The 20,658-nt window shown below is 44.9% G+C and carries 20 protein-coding genes; 11 read left to right on the top strand and 9 right to left on the bottom strand.

The features are described from left to right. Positions 1-12: 12 nt before the first annotated feature. Both NB463_RS01555 and NB463_RS01560 read right to left on the bottom strand, forming a co-directional pair. On the bottom strand, positions 13-816 hold the full coding sequence (locus NB463_RS01555; protein WP_047009571.1) for a MerR family transcriptional regulator: 804 nt from the start codon (positions 814-816) through the stop codon (positions 13-15). Then, on the bottom strand, positions 806-1,756 hold the full coding sequence (locus NB463_RS01560; RefSeq protein WP_258430759.1) for a YbgA family protein: 951 nt from the start codon (positions 1,754-1,756) through the stop codon (positions 806-808). The genes NB463_RS01555 and NB463_RS01560 overlap by 11 nt, the downstream gene beginning before the upstream one ends. 397 nt (positions 1,757-2,153) lie before the next feature. On the opposite strand from NB463_RS01560, the gene deoD reads away from it, so the two are divergent. The 9 genes from deoD (at position 2,154) to NB463_RS01605 (ending at position 12,839) form a co-directional block, all read left to right on the top strand. Next, entirely contained in the window at positions 2,154-2,864 is a 711-nt protein-coding gene (gene deoD / locus NB463_RS01565) for a purine-nucleoside phosphorylase (protein WP_005394915.1), read from the top strand. A 71-nt stretch (positions 2,865-2,935) separates the two neighbouring features. Next, on the top strand, positions 2,936-4,405 hold the full coding sequence (locus tag NB463_RS01570) for a hypothetical protein (RefSeq protein WP_005394913.1): 1,470 nt from the start codon (positions 2,936-2,938) through the stop codon (positions 4,403-4,405). Positions 4,406-4,565: 160 nt separating this feature from the next. Beyond that, positions 4,566-6,050 (top strand): tetratricopeptide repeat protein, encoded by a 1,485-nt coding sequence (locus NB463_RS01575; RefSeq protein WP_047009573.1) that lies wholly within the window; start codon positions 4,566-4,568, stop codon positions 6,048-6,050. Next, positions 6,034-7,617: a diguanylate cyclase gene (locus tag NB463_RS01580; RefSeq protein ID WP_258430771.1), complete on the top strand. Its 1,584-nt coding sequence runs from the start codon at positions 6,034-6,036 to the stop codon at positions 7,615-7,617. The genes NB463_RS01575 and NB463_RS01580 overlap by 17 nt, the downstream gene beginning before the upstream one ends. A 243-nt stretch (positions 7,618-7,860) precedes the next feature. Further along, a complete protein-coding gene (locus NB463_RS01585; RefSeq protein WP_006741936.1) occupies positions 7,861-8,241 on the top strand; it encodes a DUF3302 domain-containing protein in 381 nt (126 codons plus the stop codon). After that, positions 8,241-9,371 (top strand): HlyD family secretion protein, encoded by a 1,131-nt coding sequence (locus NB463_RS01590; RefSeq protein WP_258430775.1) that lies wholly within the window; start codon positions 8,241-8,243, stop codon positions 9,369-9,371. Before NB463_RS01585 ends, NB463_RS01590 begins: the two co-directional genes overlap by 1 nt. Positions 9,372-9,708: 337 nt before the next feature. Further along, positions 9,709-10,257, top strand: a complete 549-nt coding sequence (locus NB463_RS01595; protein WP_005375133.1) for an ECF-type riboflavin transporter substrate-binding protein — start codon at positions 9,709-9,711, stop codon at positions 10,255-10,257. A gap of 6 nt (positions 10,258-10,263) precedes the next feature. Then, on the top strand, positions 10,264-12,003 hold the full coding sequence (locus NB463_RS01600) for an ABC transporter ATP-binding protein (RefSeq protein WP_258430788.1): 1,740 nt from the start codon (positions 10,264-10,266) through the stop codon (positions 12,001-12,003). After that, complete coding sequence (locus NB463_RS01605; protein ID WP_258430789.1) at positions 12,000-12,839, top strand: energy-coupling factor transporter transmembrane component T family protein; 840 nt, start codon at positions 12,000-12,002, stop codon at positions 12,837-12,839. Before NB463_RS01600 ends, NB463_RS01605 begins: the two co-directional genes overlap by 4 nt. A gap of 124 nt (positions 12,840-12,963) precedes the next feature. On the opposite strand, the gene NB463_RS01610 is transcribed toward NB463_RS01605, so the two are convergent. The 4 genes from NB463_RS01610 to napG form a co-directional block, all read right to left on the bottom strand. After that, positions 12,964-13,275 (bottom strand): YrhK family protein, encoded by a 312-nt coding sequence (locus NB463_RS01610; RefSeq protein ID WP_074190695.1) that lies wholly within the window; start codon positions 13,273-13,275, stop codon positions 12,964-12,966. Between the two features lie 171 nt (positions 13,276-13,446). Then, positions 13,447-14,628: an MFS transporter gene (locus NB463_RS01615; RefSeq protein WP_258430790.1), complete on the bottom strand. Its 1,182-nt coding sequence runs from the start codon at positions 14,626-14,628 to the stop codon at positions 13,447-13,449. A 204-nt stretch (positions 14,629-14,832) separates the two neighbouring features. Next, positions 14,833-15,687 carry a quinol dehydrogenase ferredoxin subunit NapH gene (gene napH, locus NB463_RS01620; RefSeq protein WP_258430791.1) on the bottom strand — a complete coding sequence of 285 codons (855 nt, stop codon included), beginning with the start codon at positions 15,685-15,687 and terminating at the stop codon, positions 14,833-14,835. After that, positions 15,687-16,457: a ferredoxin-type protein NapG gene (gene napG, locus NB463_RS01625; protein WP_258430792.1), complete on the bottom strand. Its 771-nt coding sequence runs from the start codon at positions 16,455-16,457 to the stop codon at positions 15,687-15,689. Before napG ends, napH begins: the two co-directional genes overlap by 1 nt. 395 nt (positions 16,458-16,852) lie before the next feature. On the opposite strand from napG, the gene NB463_RS01630 reads away from it, so the two are divergent. Continuing rightward, entirely contained in the window at positions 16,853-17,353 is a 501-nt protein-coding gene (locus tag NB463_RS01630; protein WP_258430793.1) for a GNAT family N-acetyltransferase, read from the top strand. Positions 17,354-17,396: 43 nt separating this feature from the next. Here the strand turns inward: NB463_RS01630 and NB463_RS01635 are convergent, their stop codons facing one another. Both NB463_RS01635 and NB463_RS01640 read right to left on the bottom strand, forming a co-directional pair. Continuing rightward, on the bottom strand, positions 17,397-18,374 hold the full coding sequence (locus tag NB463_RS01635; protein ID WP_405054825.1) for a phosphotransferase: 978 nt from the start codon (positions 18,372-18,374) through the stop codon (positions 17,397-17,399). Continuing rightward, positions 18,374-18,649 carry a GNAT family N-acetyltransferase gene (locus tag NB463_RS01640; RefSeq protein ID WP_006741945.1) on the bottom strand — a complete coding sequence of 92 codons (276 nt, stop codon included), beginning with the start codon at positions 18,647-18,649 and terminating at the stop codon, positions 18,374-18,376. Before NB463_RS01640 ends, NB463_RS01635 begins: the two co-directional genes overlap by 1 nt. 127 nt (positions 18,650-18,776) lie before the next feature. Between NB463_RS01640 and NB463_RS01645 the strand changes: the two genes are divergently transcribed. Beyond that, on the top strand, positions 18,777-19,523 hold the full coding sequence (locus tag NB463_RS01645; RefSeq protein ID WP_043884593.1) for a flagellar brake protein: 747 nt from the start codon (positions 18,777-18,779) through the stop codon (positions 19,521-19,523). Positions 19,524-19,645: 122 nt separating this feature from the next. Here NB463_RS01645 and NB463_RS01650 read toward each other — a convergent pair whose 3' ends face one another. Continuing rightward, positions 19,646-20,605 carry a porin gene (locus NB463_RS01650; RefSeq protein WP_005394882.1) on the bottom strand — a complete coding sequence of 320 codons (960 nt, stop codon included), beginning with the start codon at positions 20,603-20,605 and terminating at the stop codon, positions 19,646-19,648. Positions 20,606-20,658: the final 53 nt, after the last annotated feature.

Below are 20,658 nucleotides of genomic sequence, written 5' to 3' on the forward strand. Positions count from 1 at the left end.
CCTTCGTTTCGTCTACTCTGTTAGGTGCAGTTTCTCAATCACTTCAGAACATCCAATACGTTCGCCAAAACGTGTTTGAAGCATTTTGATGGACTCCACTTGCTTAGCTGCCAGCGCTTTATTGGAAAACAGGTAAATGAGCGAGTAGCTATCAACAACTTCGTGCTCCAGTAAACCAGAGACATCATCAACTTTGTCGATCAACGTCGTGTGATACCCTTGCTCACACAACTTCGCCGCTTGAATCCAGCTCTCTGCTTCCCTATGTTGTTCAAAGCTGATAAGCAAGCACTTCCCTTTGGAAGCGGCTTTGTTTTCAGAGTCGATAACAAGGGCAAGACGAGTAATCAAACAAGTTTGAAATAACCCCATCTGCAACGATCTCAGCGATCCTTTGACCATCTCCAGCGCGTCAAATACAGGGTCAATAAACTGTTCAATAACCAAATTCAATGGATACTCTTTGAGAACAGAAGCAAGTAAGCTCTCCGCTTTGCCTCGATTCAGTTTCGACAGTGCTGATAGCATGGTTTCTACTTCTTCGAGAGTACGAACTTCATTATTGACTTCTACGTCAGCACTTTTTCCCAAAAGTCCCTTTACTTTACCGATTGCAATCCCCTTCGCGAGCCAACTCTGGACTTCACGAATCGTATCGAGATCTTGCTGTCGATAAAGTCTGTGCCCTTTTTCTGTTCGCTGGGGCTGGATCAAATTGTATCTTCTCTGCCAAGCTCTCAGCGTAACTGGCTTCACACCCGTGATTTCTGCGACGTCTCGGATCGCGTATAGTTTTTCTTCTGAACTACAAACCATAGCGTAATCTCATCTCCTGCGGATACGGTTCTAAAAACTTCTGTTTTGCTAAATACTCATCTGGGTAAGTGTTTAAGTAGTGCTTAATCAATGTCAACGGTGCTAATAATGGCAATGTACCAGTGCGGTAGTCATGAATTACTGTTGCTAATTCTTCTTTTTCGTCTTTAGTTAAAGCGCGCTTAAAATACCCTTGTAAATGCATTAGTACGTTACTGTTATTTTTTCGGCTAGCACGATTCGCAAGTGCCTTCATAAGACCTAAGCGATACTCTTGATAGAATTCTTCGATTTCATAGCTAGCGACATCGGCAACTAAACGCCCAAGAGAGCGGTATGACTCAGGGTGATGCGCCATCAAGGTCAACTTATAGCGCGAATGAAAATCGATAATTTTGCCTCGAGTTGGCTCTCCGTCCATCGAGTCATAAAAGTCGTTCAGGCAAAATACTCGGGTAATAAAGTTTTCTTTTAATACAGGATCGTTGAGTCGGCCATCCTCCTCGACGGGCAACCAAGGCATTTTTTTCATCAGCGTTTGTGTGTACAAGCCGACGCCCTCTTTCGCTGCGTTATTTTTGCTATAAACCTTGACGCGCTCCATACCGCAAGTTGGAGACTTGGCACAGACGATGTAACCACAAAGTTGCTCGCTTTGTAGCTCCTCCACTTTATTAGCAGAGTAAGCAAGCATATTATCGGTATGGTCATTTTCTGGATTTTTAGTTTCTACCAGCGCCACACGCTCTTCTTCGGAAATCAAACGAATTGTTGGTCGCGGCACTGGCATTCCGACGCCCACTTCGGGACATACCGAAACAAAGTCAAAATATGGGCTGAGCTCTTTAGTCACAAAGTTACTTACTTTATGACCAGAGTCAAAACGAACCCGTTCACCCAAAACACAAGAACTGATACCTACTTTGATTGAAGATTCCATGATGACGCATCCCTATACAAAATGTTTTGTTGTATAACTTATAGCAAGGCTTTTTATATTGTACAAGAAAATAAACTGTACAATTTAATCGTTTTACTTTTCTCAAGAGCATTTCGATCAGCGCTTTCTCAAAAGTTTTTTATGTTCTCAATGTCCATTTTGTGCGCGCAATCGACAAATCGCTCAAAAGCGAATCGATTGCTCTTTTGCTTTCAACAGATTTAGTTATCAATGATGTTCATGGTTTCTAAAAGCGTGGTTTTTGTGACTAAGCTCTCAAGGGGCCACTGTACGTCCCGATATTATTGCTTCAACGAAAACGAACAAGTTCAACAGAATTGGTAATAGCGTTCTATACTAGAGGCGTTTTATCAAAACAAAACTTTGGAGAGCACTTATGGCAACCCCACACATCAATGCACAACCAGGTGATTTCGCTGAAACGGTTCTAATGCCAGGCGACCCTTTACGTGCTAAATACATCGCAGAAACGTTTCTTGAAGATGTGAAGCAAGTTTGTGACGTTCGTAACATGTTCGGCTTTACTGGCACTTACAAAGGCAAAAAAGTGTCTGTTATGGGTCACGGCATGGGTATCCCTTCTTGCTGTATCTACGTACACGAGCTAATCGCAGAATACGGCGTGAAAAACGTAATCCGTGTAGGTAGCTGTGGTGCGGTACGTGACGACGTTAACCTAATGGACGTTGTTATCGGTATGGGTGCTTCTACAGACTCTAAAGTAAACCGTATCCGTTTCAACAACCACGACTTCGCTGCAATCGCTGACTACGGCCTTCTAGAAGAAGCGGTAAACCAAGCACGTGCTCAACAAGTACCAGTGAAAGTTGGTAATGTATTCTCTGCAGACCTGTTCTACACACCAGAAGCTGACATCTTCGAGAAGATGGAAAAACTAGGCATCCTAGGTGTAGACATGGAAGCGGCTGGTATCTACGGTGTTGCTGCAGACCTAGGTGCGAAGGCGTTAACCATCCTAACGGTTTCTGACCACATCATCCGTGGCGAAAAACTAAGCTCAGAAGAGCGTCAAAAGTCGTTCAACGACATGATGAAAGTTGCGCTAGAAACCGCAATCAACATCTAAGAACAAGTAGTAAGTAATAATTTGCAGCCAGAGTTATTGCTGGCTGCCCGAATTATCCCGAGGGGGCGATTGTGTCTAACGGCGAACTGCCAAAAGACGCAGATGGGTTACAACTCAACTTTTGTAAAACATTGGCGTGTGACAACTTTGGATTGAGTGATGCAAAGCGTTACGTTCTGCAACATGCTAACCCTAAACGTCCGGCGATGGTATGCCGTGAATGTGGAGCTTTCCCCCCCTTACTTAACAATCGCGATGTCGTGAACGAACTTCATCGCCTGCGACACGTCCACAGTGACGGGTTGCCTGCGTGCCGCAATGATGATTGCGAGAACTTTGGACTATCCGTCCACACACATAAACACCTCTACCACGCTTTCGGTTACAGTGGTGATCGTCAACGTTACCGTTGTAAAGCGTGTCAAAGTACCTTTGTTGATAAATGGTCAGGCGCGAACAAAAAGCTACAATTCCAAGAGAATTTAATGGGCTTATTGTTTACTGGTTACTCTGTACGCGAGATCTGCCGAAAACTCAGTATCAACCCGAAAACCTTTTACGATCATGTTGATCATATTGCGAGTCGCTGTCGCCGTAAATTAGCCACTATTGATGCTCGTTGGGTAAACCACGCAACGCACTATGAATTGGCCTCAAATTATGTTGCATTGCAGCCAAACAGCAATAATGGTGTCTACTGGATTGTTTCTGGTGAAGCGCACTCAGGCTATATTCTTTGTCAACATGTGAACTATTCTGCTGATGAAGAGCCCATCGCCACGCTAGACCATAACCCGTACGACGAGGTCTCTCGTTTTGTTTCCCAAGAGTACACAGCGGAAGCAAGTGAACCGCCAGCGGAACCTTCGAACCTCCTGCGTGAGCGTATTGACCAAAAATACCAAACCATTTTGGCTCGCGGTAACGTGGAAGATCCTCTTGGTAATCTTTCCGTATTCCATTACCCATCTAAAGGGGCATTAGTTCGTCCGCCTTACACATCATACGCTCATTACCTGCATGTACTTGATATGTGTTGCCCCAACAAACGTGTATCTCTATATATGCCTCAAGACCCCCTACTACGTTCGGCAGCACTGAGCGTTTGTTTGTCTCGAATTAAAGAGAAAAATGTCGACTTGATGTACGTAGAAGAAGATGCAAATTGGGACATGAGCACACCTTTTGGCAAGGTCGATATCGCCTATATGAGCTGGTGGCGAGATCGCTGGGCGATCTCCACTCAAGACGAAAGCCACAAAGGCATTTGCTACCTTGCAGGTGATAGAAATGAGCCCGAGAAATGGTTTAACGTTGCAACAACTCGCCATGTGCAGTTCTATCAAAATCGCTTCCAGATCCTTTTCGAAAGCTTCATTAACGAGCCACGTCGCAAATTACGACCTGCTGGAATTTTACCTCTTTTAGATATATTCAGAGCTTGGCATAATTTGTGCTATCAGGATAAGCAGGGTCTTACCGCCGCACAAAGGCTAGAAGTCACTGATGCTCCTTTGACCATCAAACAGCTCCTATCGTAACTATTGGCATTTAGATGTAGTAATTAGGGGCTGTGACAGTATACATTACGGCACCTAATCGTTTACCAAAGCGCTATCCGCATCGTTTTGGTAATAAAACATGCATCTAACCACTTAATATTAGGTGTGAATTCCAGTTCGATAGTCATGGATGTGAACGTTGGATAAAAACCAAATTCAGCTAGAAGATGAGCTCAAAAAGCTTAAAGGCCAAATAAAAACGGCCCCTGAACACACCTTCAGTATTGCGCAGCAATACCGTATCCGCGCGGAGCAAATTTTATTTGTGGATGGTGAAATCAGAGCATTGCTGATAATGGCGCAGTGCTGTTGGTGCCTAATGGATTACCGACAAGGCTTAAAGCTAGTCAAAGACGCCTACAGCAAGCAAACCCAACTTGAAACCGACGACCACCTGCCCGAAATTCTTCATTTGTTTGCTCTCCAATATTGGGGACAAGCAAAGTATTACTCAGCCCAACAATATTGGATTAATGCACTCGAACAATCCGCCCTCGTTGATGATATTGAAATTCAAATCGAATCTCTAATTGGGCTTGGCAACGTATGGCGCATCACAAATGAGCATCAACTTGCCGCTTCCACTCATGAGTTGGCCGTTAAAGTGGCAAACAACGTCCGTATTGCTTGGTTGGAAGGCAAAGCTCGTATCCTGTTGGCTTGGGACTATTACTTACTGAATAAGTTTGTCGAAATGCTCACTGTGCTGGATGGTGCAACCGAAGTACTAAAAGATCATGATGACAGCACATGGCAAGCCGAAATCTGGGACTTTAAAGGCCTAGCGCTACTTGGGCTAGAACGCCTTGATGCCGCAGAAGAAGCCACACAAAAGGCCCATAAACTCGCTATTGAACATGATCTCATTTGGATGAAGGCACACTCGTTTATTAGCCGCGCAAGGCTCGAACTCTTGCGCAAAAATACGGATAGTGCAGCAAAGTTACTACTCGCAGCAGAAGAGTCCGCGCTTAGTTTTGACAACGGCGAGCTACTAAGTCAGATTTGCTTTCAGCAATCTCGAGTCGCTGAAGAGCAAGGTGATTTTGAATCAGCGTTTAACGCGTTTAAAAAATACCGTAAACATGCACTCAAAATGCTCAAAGAACAGACTCATCGAGTCAGTATGGATAAAGCACGCGGCTCCAAACGCCAGCTAGAGCAACGAGCGCGTAAGCTGATTAATCGAATCCGTTCTCAACATGAGTATGACCCTGAAAAACAGTTTTCTAATGTTGTGTCCGAGACCTACTGGTGGGAACAGTTAGTTCTGTTTAAAACAGAGCTCAAACGCTCCAACCACGCGATCATTATGATTCAGCATGCAAACCCCGAATTTCTCGATGTTTGTACTGAGCTAGTTCATGCATTGACGACCTCAAGTGATCTCATCTCACGAATTTCCAGTGACAGACTAGCTATGTTAATTGCAGAGAAAGGTCAAGCAGCAGAAGATGTCTATCGCACGGTTCAGGCAATGTTAGACATCTATCCATGGAAACGTCGCGGGCTGAAAGGTCCCAAACCGATACTGTATTTGCAAGATATCCTGACCTTCCCATTCACTTTAGAGCAACTCGAAGAAAGCTATATTGAGGTAATGAAGCATGGAACAACTGCTTAGCAAGGTTACTGACGCAGGCATCGATCCTTCTTCCGTCTCTGGTGAAGAAGCGATTACGCTGTGGGAGCACATCGGGTTACATATTGCGTCCACGAACCGAGAAAAAGCACATTGCTATATCATTAGTGCCGAGTATCGACGAGAAATTAAACAGCTCAACGACAGCATCGAAGAACTACGACAAGCCCTTGAGTTGCTCGTTTTACCCGACGATGTAGAAGATATTCTGTCTGTAAAAGCAAGCTTGAGTGATCGTTTAGTAGAAGTAGGTGACTACAACGCAGCATTAACCGAGTATGTTGCTGCAACGAATATCGCCGTCGAATATGGCTATATTGATGAGTACGTACTGGCTATTATTGGAATGGGCAATTTGTGCGATGCCTATGGGGATCACCATCGTGCTTTGCGTTATTACCAAAAAATCGATGCGATCGATCACGCCATTAGCAGTCGCTCCCTACGTCTGCGCTACAAGCTTTACATGCTTGCTTGTTACATCAGTTTGAACCGTACCGCAGACGCACAAGAATTATTGAGTGAGTGTGAAGAGCTAAGTATCCTCGTCAGTGATAAAAACCTTGCTGCGCAAATTCATCTCTACCGAGCCAAACTGCATCGTTTGCAAGAGGATTACCCTAACGCATTGCTTGCTATCTCGAATGTTCAGTATACGACGGGCAGTGCTACCACGTACTGGTTGTCCACAATGGTCAAAATCGAGACCGCATATTGTCTAAACGGTGTCGGACACATCTCTTTAGCCAACTTAGTGCTGGACTCTATCGGTAAACGAATTCAGAAGCACTCGTCTCCTCTTGTCGCTCAGCATTTTTACAACGCAATGAGTCAAGTTTACGCTTCTCAAGGGTTATTTCAGAAAGCATTAAACTGTGAAAAAAAAGCGTTTCGCATTGAATCTGACCTTGTCAAACACATTCCAATTAGTGAATTGGGTTCTACTCAATTACGTCGACTTTCTCGTTTTGAGCTACAGCTCAAACTCATTTTGTCAGAACTTGAAAACAAAGAGCTCAAGGAAACCACCAAACAACATAAGAATACGGTCGCCCAACTACAGCAAGATGTCTTTACTGACCCGCTAACCTCTTTGCACAACCGACGTTGGTTAGAAGTCAAACTCAAAGACCTGCTTTTGCACGATACTGAATTTGCGTTGATGGTCATCGATATTGACCACTTTAAGTCCATCAATGACGAGCTCAGTCACCTTGTTGGAGACAAAGCGATTAAACGTGTGTCTCAAGAATTAGCAGGATACTTCAAATTTAAAGGCGCTTCTTGCGTTCGCTTTGGCGGTGAAGAGTTTCTTGTCATTCTAGAGAATAGCAATCTAGGACGGGCAGAAATGCATGCCGAGAATTACCGCGAACGCATTTATCAATATGGTTGGGACGATATTCTTGGCGAGCGGGGGTTGACCGTATCGATCGGGATTACCTTACATCGAGAAGGAGAGAATACCCAACGTACCTTCTACCGCGCCGACAAAGCCTTGTACCGCGCCAAAGCCAATGGCCGAAACCAAGTCTGTACCGAACTTTAAACCATGCCCCAATCTTCACTTGGGGCATAACCGTGGCTTTTATTCTCTATTCCTTCCTTTATTACTACTTAGTTTGAATATAGTCGCCTTCACTTCTTATTGTCCCCGAATAGCAATCGATACGGATATCGCATAAACATAATTCAAGTACAAAATAACTTGATTGAACGATAGTTAAGACAAATACTTAAACTGTTCATTTACGTAAGATTTTCCATTAGGTAACAAGCACAGGCAGGTAAGATGTTTCTAGACTATTTTGCACTTGGGTTACTCATCTTCGTTGCTTTGGTGATCTTCTACGGGATTATCGTTATTCATGATATTCCGTATGAAATTGCTAAAGAACGCGAACACCCTCATCAAGACGCAATTCATTACGCAGGCTGGGTTAGCCTTTTCACTTTACATGCACTGTGGCCATTTTTATGGATATGGGCAACATTGTGGCGCAAGGAGCGAGGCTGGGGCTTCAAACAACTTGAGCAAGAAACGCACGACATTCATCACCGTCTTGAAGAGCTCATCGACGAAGTCAACGAACTCAAAAACGAAGTATCGATGTTGAAACAACAAAAGATTCAGCAAAGGCCTTTGACTGAACAAAGTAAAGAGGACGAATAATGGATTTATTGCTGATTCTGACTTATACAGCCCTTTGTATCGCCATTTTTAAAGTCTTTAATATTCCTTTGAACAAATGGACTGTACCCACAGCCGTACTTGGCGGCGTAGTGTTAGTGGGCACACTCGTCCTTCTTATGAACTACAACCACCCATTTACTCAGTTAGGTAACCAAGTGTTCCCAACTACGCCTATCGTCTCTGGTGTACGTGGCCGCGTTGTGGAAGTGCCCGTTCAAGCGAACCAACCGCTCAAAACGGGCGATATTCTGTTCAAAATCGACCCTGTGCCTTTTGAAGCGGAAGTCGCACGCCTTGAAGCGAAAGTGAAAGAAGCAAGCCAAGGTGCGTTGGGTTTAGAGTCTGACTTGAGAGAAACAGAAGCGGCGGTTTTGAAAGCGCAAGCCGATAGAGATAAAGCACAAAGAGAATTTAGCCGATATCAAAGGGGCTTTGATCGCGGCGCGTTTACTGAACAAGATTTGGATACTCGACGCCAAGCGTATAAAGCGGCAGAAGCCATGTTAGACGTTGCGATTTTGCAACAAGAACAAGCGCAAATCGCTCTGGACTCTGAAATCGGAGGCGAAAATACCCAAGTCGCGCAACTTCTCGCAGAACTGCGTAAAGCAGAGTTTAACCTAGAGCAAACCGTCGTTCGTGCGCCAACCGATGGTTACGTTACGCAATTGGCTTTGCGCCCTGGTGTGATGGCTGTGCCGTTGCCGCTTGCCCCTGCAATGACCTTCGTGCATACCGAAGACATTACGTACACCGCGGCGTTCAGACAAAACTCGCTACAACGTTTGAAGGCAGGCTTTGAAGCGGAGTTTATGTTCCGCGCAATTCCGGGCAAAGTGTTCCGTGGCGAAGTCATCGACGTGATTCCAGCTATTGGTGAAAGCCAAATTCAAGCCAGAGGTGCTCTGCTTGGTACCGATGCCCTGCGCACAAGCGGACGTGTATTTGCGAAGCTGAAAATCACGGACGATTTGAGCGAATACCACCTACCAATGGGTACCGCGGTTGAAGTCGCCGTTTACTCAGACAGCTTTACTCACGTGTCAGTGATGCGCAAAGTGCTGATTCGCATGAAGAGCTGGCAGAACTATTTGTACCTAGACCATTAATGAACAGCTAGCTCATTCATTTATCGATGAAAATAGTATCAGAAAGTGTAATCGGGGGCTGACAATCAGCCTCCGATTTCATTCTAGCCATCCAGACAGATAGCATTCCCACTTTTATCAATATTCTGTATAATGCGCGCCTTATTTTTAATGCTTGCTAAAAAACAAAGCCAGTCAAAGGGATACGTGAATCAAATCACACATTTCCTGAAGAAAAATAGAGCAAACAATAAGCAACTTGGTTGTTTTGGATATATGTTACACAATCAAATAACCAATGCTTTCCAACAATATAAATGAACGTTCTTTAAAATCGACCATTGAACTGAGGTTATCTATGAATCTTTCTGCTAAAACCGTTGTGGTTATTGCAATTGGTGCTGCTCTTTACGGCATCGGTGGCTTACCTATGTTTGGCATCCCTGTGTTTGCAAACACAACGCTAAAACCAGCCATGGCAGTATTAGCATTGTTCTCAGTACTATTTGGCCCACTTGTTGGCTTTTTGGTTGGTTTTATTGGCCACTGGGTCACTGACCTATTCGCAGGTTGGGGCGTATGGCTCACTTGGGTACTTGGTTCAGGTATTGTTGGTTTGATTATCGGTCTATTCCCTTCTCTAACGCGCTACCGTTTAGAGAAAGGCGATTTCAATATGAAAGACTTCGCGTTATTCGTAGTACTTGCGCTATTAGGCAACGTATTTGGTTACGGTTGCTCTGCATTCCTCGACACGATTTTATACGCAGAACCGTTCACTAAAGTGTTTACCCAGCTTTCTATTATCGCGATCGGTAACACCATTCTTATTGCTATTGTTGGCTTCTTCATTCTTAAGTCTGTCGCTAAACGTAACAAGCAAAGCCGTAACTTAACAGAGGCTTAATGTCGAATGACAATCGAATTTTCTAACTTCTCTTTTAGATATGAGTCGCTGGACAAACCGACGCTAAAAAATATCAATCTAAGGATAGAGAAAGGAGAGAAAATCGTCATTATAGGTCCAAGTGGTAGTGGTAAATCTACCCTTGGGCAATGTCTTAACGGACTGATCCCACACGCAATCAAAGGGGAAACCAGTGGAACATTGACCATCAATGGTCAAGACACCGCCCCTTTCGACATGCACCAATACACTGAGCAAGTTGGCACCGTACTGCAAGATACGGACAGCCAATTTGTCGGCTTGAGCATTGGCGAAGACATCGCATTTGCGCTGGAAAACCAGCTAACTTCTAACATCGACATGTACCCATTGGTCAAAGCCACGGCCAAAATGGTCGACTTGGAACAGATGTTAGATCGCTCTCCCCACGATTTATCTGGCGGGCAGAAACAGCGTGTTTCTTTGGCGGGCATTCTCGTCGATGACGTCGATATCCTTTTGTTTGATGAACCATTAGCTGCGCTTGACCCTAAAACGGGTAAAAAAACCATCGAGATCATCGATGAGCTACACCGCGAAACAAGCAAAACCATCGTAATCATTGAGCATCGTCTTGAGGACGTTCTGCATCGCTCAGTTGACCGTATTATCTTGATGGAAAGCGGCGAAATCATTGCCGATACAACGCCAGATGAAATTTTAGCGTCGCCTCTGCTAGAAGATTACGGCATCCGCGAACCGCTTTATATTTCGGCTCTGAAAGAAGCAGGCTGCGCGATTGAGGGCGATGCAAAACCTTCTAGCTTAACTACCTTACCGTTGGAGCAATATAAACCAGCAGTACAAGCATGGTTTGATGGTTCAACAGCACAACCACCTAAAACGCCAGCCGAGACTTTGCTTGAAGTCCGTGGCCTCACCTATTCTTACGACGGTGAGAAAAACGCGTTAGAAGACGTGAGTTTTGACATCAAGCGTGGCGAGTTTGTCTCTGTACTTGGCAAAAATGGCTCGGGTAAATCGACCATCACCAAACTGATTATGGGCGTTATTGAAGCGGATAGCGGCTCAATGAGCATGAATGGTCAAGATCTTAACGAACTAACCATCTTCGAGCGCAGCCAGAAAGTGGGCGTGGTGATGCAAAACCCGAATCACATGATTTCCCATCACATGATTTTCGACGAAGTGGCCTTCGGCCTCCGTAATCGTGGCATTGAAGAGAAACAAATCGAAGCTAAAGTACTTGAAGTCCTTGAGCTGTGCGGTTTGAGCAAATACCGTCACTGGCCAATCGAAGCATTGAGTTATGGCCAGAAAAAGCGCGTGACCATTGCGTCAATTCTGGTCTTGGAACCAGAGCTTCTGATCCTTGATGAACCGACGGCAGGTCAGGACTACCGGAACTACACGTCTATGCTGAGTTTCATCGAAAAGCTCAATCGCGAGTTGGGCGTAACCGTGATGATCATATCTCATGACATGCATTTAGTGCTGGAATACACCACGCGCTCTATCGTGATTGCAGACAGTAAATTAGTCGCGGATGCACCAATGACGCAGGTATTCAGCAGTCCAGAGCTACTAGACCAAGCAAACCTCACCACAACAAGTCTGTTTGAGTTGGCTACGAAAGTTGGCATCGAAGACACCAATGGCTTTATGCAGCATTTTATCAATGTAGAAAAAGAGCACCGCCAACAAAAAAGCAGCGAAGTAAACCAACCAGAGAAAGCGGTGGCATGAAAGACAATAAGATGAAGTTTGGTATCAACTACATCGATACCCAATCGCCACTTCATAAGTTGAATGGCATTACTAAGTTCTTGCTTTTCATTGCTTGGGTAACGGTGGTGTTGACCACGTTTGACTTGCGAATCATTGCACTGTTGATCGTGCTTGGTTTGGGCTTATTGAAAATGACCAAAGTGCCATTTCATGTCTACAAACCACTTTTACTCGGTACAGGCACGGTATTGCTGATCAATGCCCTGTTTATGTTCGCGTTAGCGCCGCAACAAGGCACTGAGTTCATGGGCTCATCAACGGTTTTACTCTCGTTACCCGGTAATTACTCGCTCACTCAAGAGACGTTGTTTTACCTAGTAACAGTGACGTTGAAATACTTCAGCATGTTCCCAATCGCGTTAGTGTTTGTATTTACCACTCACCCGACGGAGTTTTCAGCTAGCTTGAACCTCTTGGGTGTGCCTTACAAAATCGCCTATGCCGTGAGCTTAACGCTGCGCTACTTGCCGGAAGTGAAAAAGGACTTTGTTAACATCATGCACGCGCAACAAGCACGCGGAGTAGAACTGAGTAAGAAGGCTCCGTTGTTCACTCGTATGAAGAACGTGGCGAAGATTCTTGGCCCTCTTATTTTCTCTAGTTTGGACAGAGCAGACCAAATCTCAAACGCGATGACGCTACGTGGTTTTGGCCGTCACTCATCTCGCACTTGGTACAGCCTAAAACCACTTACCAAAGCCGATATGATCTGCATGGCGGAGATTGCGGTGATAGTGATTGCTGCGATCAGCAAGCGTGTTATGGACACACAACTGTTCTGGTATCCGTTTTAAATTCTAAAGCTTCAAACTGAACATAACGTGGTTAGTGTTGTGACCACGTTATGTTTCCCTTTTTCCCCTCGATAACCCGCTCATTAGCCTCTTGCTTGCAGGTGCTCAAAATAGGCGTGTAATCTCAGCGGCTCGTTGATGTGCCAGAAAGTTGCTTATTTAAGCGACCAACATGAACTAAACTCATCAGTTTTATCAGGGGCTTAATGATCAACTGCGCGCTGCCTACGATGAACAGCCAAGTCCCGCTTTCAATCAACGAATCATTCAAAAAGAAAAAGCTACCAATTAAAAACCAAATAGCAATGAGTAGGTCGTTTGCAGCACCTAACGCCTCATAGCGACGTTGAATAACGACGTGACGGTTTCCTAGATCTAAATCCAACTCCCTGCCATGTACCTGCACTGTAAAACTCTCCTTAGTGTTTCGACTCATGTTGTACCCGAGTAATTTCAACATACTTAGGTATAAAACCCTAACGGACCCAATAGATATGTACAACCATAGAAGACACAACATGAGGATAAAGAAAGGGGTGCCTAAGCACCCAATTCAATGAAGCTATTAACAGTAATTAAATTCTATTACTAGATAGTAAGTACCAACTTAGCTCCACTTTAATAAGCGGGTCTCATTGCCCTCTTCTGGCTTCGCTGGAATATTGAGTGACAGCAGTAAGCTCACAGCCGCCATACCTGCACCGATGTAAAATACGCTAGCAGGAGAAACCAGCCAAATCACACCAAACGTAACTGGTATCACAACCGCCGCAATATGGTTAATAGTAAACGCAACCCCAGCGGTCGACGCCATATCGGCAGGATCGGCAATTTTTTGGAAGTAGGTTTTGATAGCAAGCGCTAGCGCGAAGAACAAATGGTCGACAACATACAATGCAGCAGCCCACTCCGCGGTTTGCACCAAACCATAACCGACGAATACGAAGATCAAACCGACGTACTCAAACATCAGCGCTTTACGCTCACCAACAACGCCGATGAAGCGGCCGATTCGCTTCGCAAACAAGAAGTTAAAGACATAGTTGATCAAAAACAGCAAGGTAATGTCTGCGGCAGAGTAGCCAAACTTCTCGACCATCAAGAAGCCAGCGAAAACAGTGAAAATCTGACGGCGAGCACCACTCATAAACGTGAGCGCATAGTACAACCAGTAACGTTTACGCAGAATGAGTTTCTTGTTTTGAGGCACTTTTGTTTTAAATTGAGGGAAAGCAAATGCCATCACCAAAATAAGCACAAAACCTAGGCCACCAGCCATTAAGTAGACCGTTTTAAAATCAAGTTTGAGCTGTTCGAGCGAAACCCAAATGGCGCCGTAGGTAAACAGAGAAGCCAAAGCCCCAACAGAAATAAATTTACCCAGTATTTCCGGGGCTTCTTCTTTCGATAGCCATTGTAAAGACAAAGACTGCTTTAGTGTTTCAAAGTAGTGGAAACCGGTGGACATTAACAAGGTGGTAAAAAGTAGACCGTACAAAGTGGGAAAATAACCTGTTAATGCCGTACCAAGCGTAAGCATCGCCAAAGAGACGAGCATAAAGCGTTGTTCACGGATAAAAAATAAAACGAATACCGCAGTGAAAGCTAGAAAGCCAGGTACTTCCCTAACACTTTGAAGTAAACCGATATCAGCGCCATCAAAGTTCGCTTTCTCGATAACAAAGTTGTTCAACAACGCCATCCAGGTAGAAAAAGCAATGGGCACGATAATGGAAATTAACAGGAGGAAATTTTGCGGCGTTCTCCAGCCTTGCGATGAGGTAGTCATGATGTTTCCTTTAAATTTGAAGGCATCATCATAGCTTCAAATGTAACAAATTCGCAATATCATTATTATTTTCAACCCAAACCAAGCAGATATTGCATAGGGATATTGTTATGAAGATAAACATCGCACTCAATTCCTTGGTTAAGCGCGATGTTGAAATATCGAGAGAAATAGGTAAAAACGCCAGTGATGAGGCTCAGTAACTTAATCGATATTCTTTACTGTTAGACGATTCTTAAATTCAAACACATGTTCTGGACACACATCCAAACAGCGGCCACAGCTAATGCAGTTTTGATCCATAACTCGACGATCCCCCTCTTTCAATGGTTGTCGAAGCACCTCAGGTTCTGGACAGACGTAAAAGCAATCCATGCATTTGGTGCAATCTTCGCGGCGAACAGCAGTAACGCGCAACAGGCTTTTTCGGCCTATCACGCCATAGGTAGCACCCAGTGGACATAAGTGCCCACACCACCCATGCTCAACTAAGAGTAAATCCAGTACGAACACCAGTGCGATCAACACCCAACCTGCGCCCATACCAAACACCAATCCGCGATGCAGTGCCGCCACTGGATCTAACCATGTCCAAAGAATCGCGCCAGATAGCGCACTACCCAACATCAAAACAGGGATCAGCCAATAACGAATAGTAGGAGACCAACGATAGCTCGCTTTAATGTTGAGCTTTCTGCGCAGCCAAGCCGCCAAATCTGTCACGATATTTAACGGGCACACCCACGCACAAAATGCGCGCGGTGCTAAAATCGCGTAGAACACCACGACAATCACTACGCCTAACAGCGCATTAAACTCCGGAACATGCCCTGTCGCCAAAGCTTGAAGCAAAATTAACGGGTCACTTAAAGGGACCGTATCGAGCAACATACTCGATGAGAGGTTACCGGTTAGAACCCCTAATGTCGGCCCAGCCATAAACAGCGCAATGATGGTGAGCTGACATAGCCGACGTAAAACCAGAAACCGATGCGCGCGCCACCAACCAAGCTTTTCTACCGCTTCTTTGCCAGCATTTTGAGCTAAGTTCTTTGCCATTACTTACCTCCTTTTAACGATTCAAGCGCACCTTCCGGCACAGGCGTCTCACTAGGGAGGATATTTTCGAGTGGTTTGTCGATCTCTTTCCAACCAAAATTGTAGTGACTGCCCACTTTGCCTTTCGCCAAATCCGTCGGGACGACTTTAATAGCAGCGACATCCAACACGCACGCTTGTTCGCACTTACCGCATCCGGTACACGCTTCGGAATTCACTGTTGGGATAAGTTTGGCGTGATAGCCAGTTCGGTCGTTGTGAACCGTCTCTAACGTGATGGCTTCATCAATCAGCGGACAAACGCGATAACAAACGTCGCATCGTAATCCTTGCCAGTTAAGGCAAGTTTCATGGTCAATAAGAACCGCTGTACCCATTCGAGCATCATCAATATCGGTTAGTTTCGGATCCAGCGCCCCACTCGGACAAGCGACAACACAAGGAATGTCTTCGCACATTTCGCAGGGAATATCGCGTGCAGTAAAGTAAGGTGAGCCAGTCGCGACGGGTGAAAGTAATGTCGCAAGTTTCAATGTTTCGTAAGGGCATGCTTGAACACACAAGCCACATCGAATACAGGCTGATTCGAAATCGCCTTCTGGCAAAGCACCGGGTGGGCGAATAGGCACACCTTTCGTTTCTCGAGCTTGGCTTTGCAGCGATTGTAAGCCCAACACACATGCCGCTGCGCCAACGCCTGCCGCAGTTCGGACAGTATCACGCAAAAATCGACGCCGACTTTGCGATGTTTTAGACTGAGAGGATTTCATGCTATTTCCTCAACGAAACTCCTTTATCAAGTTAAGCATAAATAGCGCTAAACGTACCTCTTCCCCATACCTCATAAGAGGTAACTCCACCCTCAATTGATTCAAGTCAACTGATATACAGTGCCGTCGTCACAGTTTGAATAATTCCATTTATTTCCTCCAACATGAAATTCACCACGATACTCTGCCGTGCACGCCATTTTCAGTACAATAATTCAACGCCTTTGCAATCTATTCGCTAAATTCAAAGATAAATGACTACTAAAATTTAGAAAAACATCGCTATAACAACCTAATTTAAAAGGTGTTTATCTCTCAAACTTAAAAAAATACTATCCAAAATAAGGAACTATGGTTAGATTGAAAATTAATACTAAAAAGCGAAGGAGAGAAGCATGGAAATTATCGTACGTCCAACAACCGTTGAAGACGCAGCGGCACTCGTAGAAATCTATTCACAACCAAAAGCACAACGTGAAACCCTGCAACTCCCAAAACCTTCGCTCGCAATGTGGGTAGAACGATTGTCAAATATGCCCGCTGGCGTTTACAGCTACGTCGCTGAAATCGATGGTAAAGTAGTGGGTAACATTGGCTTTCATCACTCGCAGCGTCCAAGAACGGCGCACACGGCCGCGTTTGGTATTAGCGTTCACGACCAGTTTCACGGCCTAGGCGTGGGAAGTAAGTTAATTGAAACCATCATCGAGTTGGCGGATAACTGGTTGAATGTAAGACGCATCCAGTTAGAAGTTAATGCCGACAACGAGACCGCCATTGGCCTGTACAAAAAGCATGGATTTCAAATTGAGGGCGAAGCGATTGATGGCTCCTTCCGAGATGGCGAGTTCATCAATACCTATTACATGGCACGTATCAGGCCAAGTAAAAAATAAATCAAAGCCTCCTAATTGGAGGCTTTTCTTCTTAAACTTCTACTCACTTTCGTAAGTGAGCCAGCGCTCTACTAGTCAGTGCTTCTGTGTAAGGATTGATCTTCCAGTGATCAGGGCTCCAGCCTTTCACAAAGCGTTGAAAGTCAGCCCACGCAACCGCAAACAAAGGACGCCATTCGCGCTCGACTTCATTGGGGTCAAGATTCGGATGATAAACCATTAACGCCTGTTGCAACTGAGCAAAATACGTATCCAAGACCCAAACTTCCATCTCTGCACAACGTTCTGGCTTGACGGCGCTGCTCATGAACAGTGCTACGTCTTTCATCGCACAGCCATGTCCGACGTATTGAAAGTCGACCGCAGCAACGCTTGATTCTTCTCGATCAAAACAGAAGTTCGCCAATTTGGCATCACCGTGTACAAACGTCTTGAACTTGGCTTGCGAAAGCGTTTGATCAATCAATTGAGCGGCATCTTTTAGCTCGGTGTCTTGCAGCACCTCAAGCTCATCGGGTCTGGTTGCCAAGTGCCAATACGTGCCGCTATGCCACAGCTTATCCGAGCGAACACCGATGTAGCGCGCATGAAAGTTCGCCAACCAAGCAAGGCAGGCTCGTAGATGTTCTAGCTTTGCATCGGTGATGACTTTTGGAAAGCCTGCCTCGGCGAGATCTTCCATCACGATGAGCCATTCATTCTCCGATTGGAACGTTTTTAGACCTTGTGGTACTCGGCAGCGAGTGCTCACCTCTCTGGAAAAATCCGTATACCAATTCACTTCCACCTGATAAGAGTGCAGCTTTCTTTGGTGAGATCGGTCAGTATTCCAGCCTCTTGGATGCTCTGAAGGCTTAGGGAGTTTTACATGCTTAATGATCAACGAGCAAGTTGAATAAGTAACTCGGACTAACTCACCATAGCCTCCCCATAGCGATTGTATGACTTCTACCGATTGATAATTCCCGAGCTTTAGCTCCTGGCCAATGCTTTGGTAACGTTGCTGGTTGTCGTTCATCATCATGCAAGCAGATGTGACCACGCTTGGTTTTTCTCCATATAATGAATGACATATGGACAGACTGGTTTGATTTGATAACCGAGTGCCTCAATTTCTGGCAATACCGCTTCCATCATCACTTTTCCGTACCCTTTACCTCGTAATGCTTCAGGAACTACGGTTGATGTGATGTGCATGACATTATTCTCAAGCTGATAAACCACCTTGGCTTTATAACCTTGTTCTAAATCAACCCAAAATGTGTTGTTTTCAACTTCATGAGTTACTTTATGCATATCTTGCTCTCTAATTTTTGTTACGGATTGATTGAATCAAACTATATCACTGAATAGAATCAACACCATGCGGAAGTGCTCTGTCACTTCACGCCCTTACCTTCTCAAATCAGGTACGACAATAATAATGAGAAATATGAGCCCTATTGCCAGAGACGGCAAACTACCTCTGCAAAGCAAGAAGGCACCCGAACGTCAGGCAAGTACACTAAATAGCACCGATGCAATGGCAATGGTCGAACATGGCAGTGAAGTAAGTTTAAACGTCACGACACCTGTTGGTACCAAGTTTATTACAACCAGCACATTTGTCGGCTGTCACTCAAATAATACCGCATTGATAGAGGTTCCGAACATCTCCGATGAGGACTTGAAATTCTATTTTCAAGAAGGCTTTTGGATCAATGTAAAAGCGTACTCTCATCGAGGGGAAGGTGCTGTCATTCCATTTCGGGCGCAATTGCAGCACCGACTCGGCGACCCGTATCCAATTTTAGTGCTAAGTCTACCTAACACCATGCAGGTCTTTCAGCTTCGTAAAGAAGTACGTTACGAAGTGAATTTGAGAGCGCGCGTTTGTTTAGAAGCCTATCGAACTGAATGCGAGATAAGAGATTTATCTCGTAGTGGGTGCCGCTTTGTGACATCACCAATGAGCCGACCACTTCAGGTTGGTGATCGCGTTTCATTGGACCTAACCATGCCCGGTGAAAGCCACATGCTCGCGCCATTGCGAGGTCGTATTTGTAACTTACAAAAATCGACACACCATGCTCGCTATGGAATGGAGTTTGATGAGGTTGGTAAAACCAACGCTAAAAGTCTCCTGAGTCACCTAAAATTTGATGGGACTAAACTCACACTAAAAAGGTAGCTTTGATAACGAGCACCAAGCATCGGCCAGTTTTGATACCCGGAAAACAAGAAACCCCTTACTGTAAAGTAAGGGGTTTTGTTTACTAAGAATAAGGCAGAATCTTAGATAACAGTTTCGACTTAGAAGTCGTAACGTAGACCTAGCGCTAGCTCATCTTTTTCATCAGCACCTTCGTTATCCATTAGATCGAAGTTGTATGATGCGTAGCCACGGAAGTTAGGCTTGAAGTAGTAAGTAACATCAACAGCTAGGTTTTCTACAGTATCAGCATCTTCTAGCTCACCTTTGTTGAACGTAGAAGTAAATACAGTTTGACCCATAGTGTATGATGCAGCTAGTTCGTAGCCTTTGTAATCCGCAGACTCACCTGCAACATCCACGTCTGCGCCTGTGTAGTTACCAGCGAAGTAGAAATCACCTACAGAGTATGCAGCAGCAAGCATGAACTCATCACTATCGTTTTGGTCTGCATAACCAGCACCTAGTTCAATACCAGTATTAGCAAATGCGTAGATACCAGATAGAGAGAAGCCATCTTCCTCGTTGTCTGTAAAACCTTTTGCATCTGTTGTGCGATCAGCAAAGCGGTAGCTAGCACGTACAGCTAGTTGCTCGAATTGGCCTTTGTAAGACAGCATGTTGTCTGTACGGTCAGATACAGGCAGTTTAAGTGCTGCAGTGTTACCGTGGTAAGCCATAATATCGGTAAAATCAGTAAGAACGAATAATGCACCGTCGTTTTTACCGTAAGTTACTTCACCGTATTTACCGCCTAGGCCTGCGTAAGCGTAACGAGTTTCAAGATCACTGTTGTTATCTACGGCACCTTCTTCTTTTGTTTCGAACTCACCTTCCCAAAAACCAACACCGTATAGGTTTTCATTGATTTCCTGTTTGCCTAGGAAGTTAAGACGGATGCGAGTACGGTCTTTTGCCTTACCATCCATCATAGAAAGACGCGCTTCAGCGCGGCCGCCCATCTCAAGAGAAGTGCCATCTTGGTTGTATAGTTCTGAAGCGACAACTTGAGATCCTGATGCCATTAGCGCCACTGCTACAGCTAAAGTTTTTAATTTCATTGTTATTTTCCATATCATTGTTTTATATGTATTTTCTCACCAGAAAAACAGGA

Source organism: Vibrio sp. RM-41-2B, from assembly GCF_024744415.1.
GTDB lineage: Bacteria > Pseudomonadota > Gammaproteobacteria > Enterobacterales > Vibrionaceae > Vibrio > Vibrio diabolicus.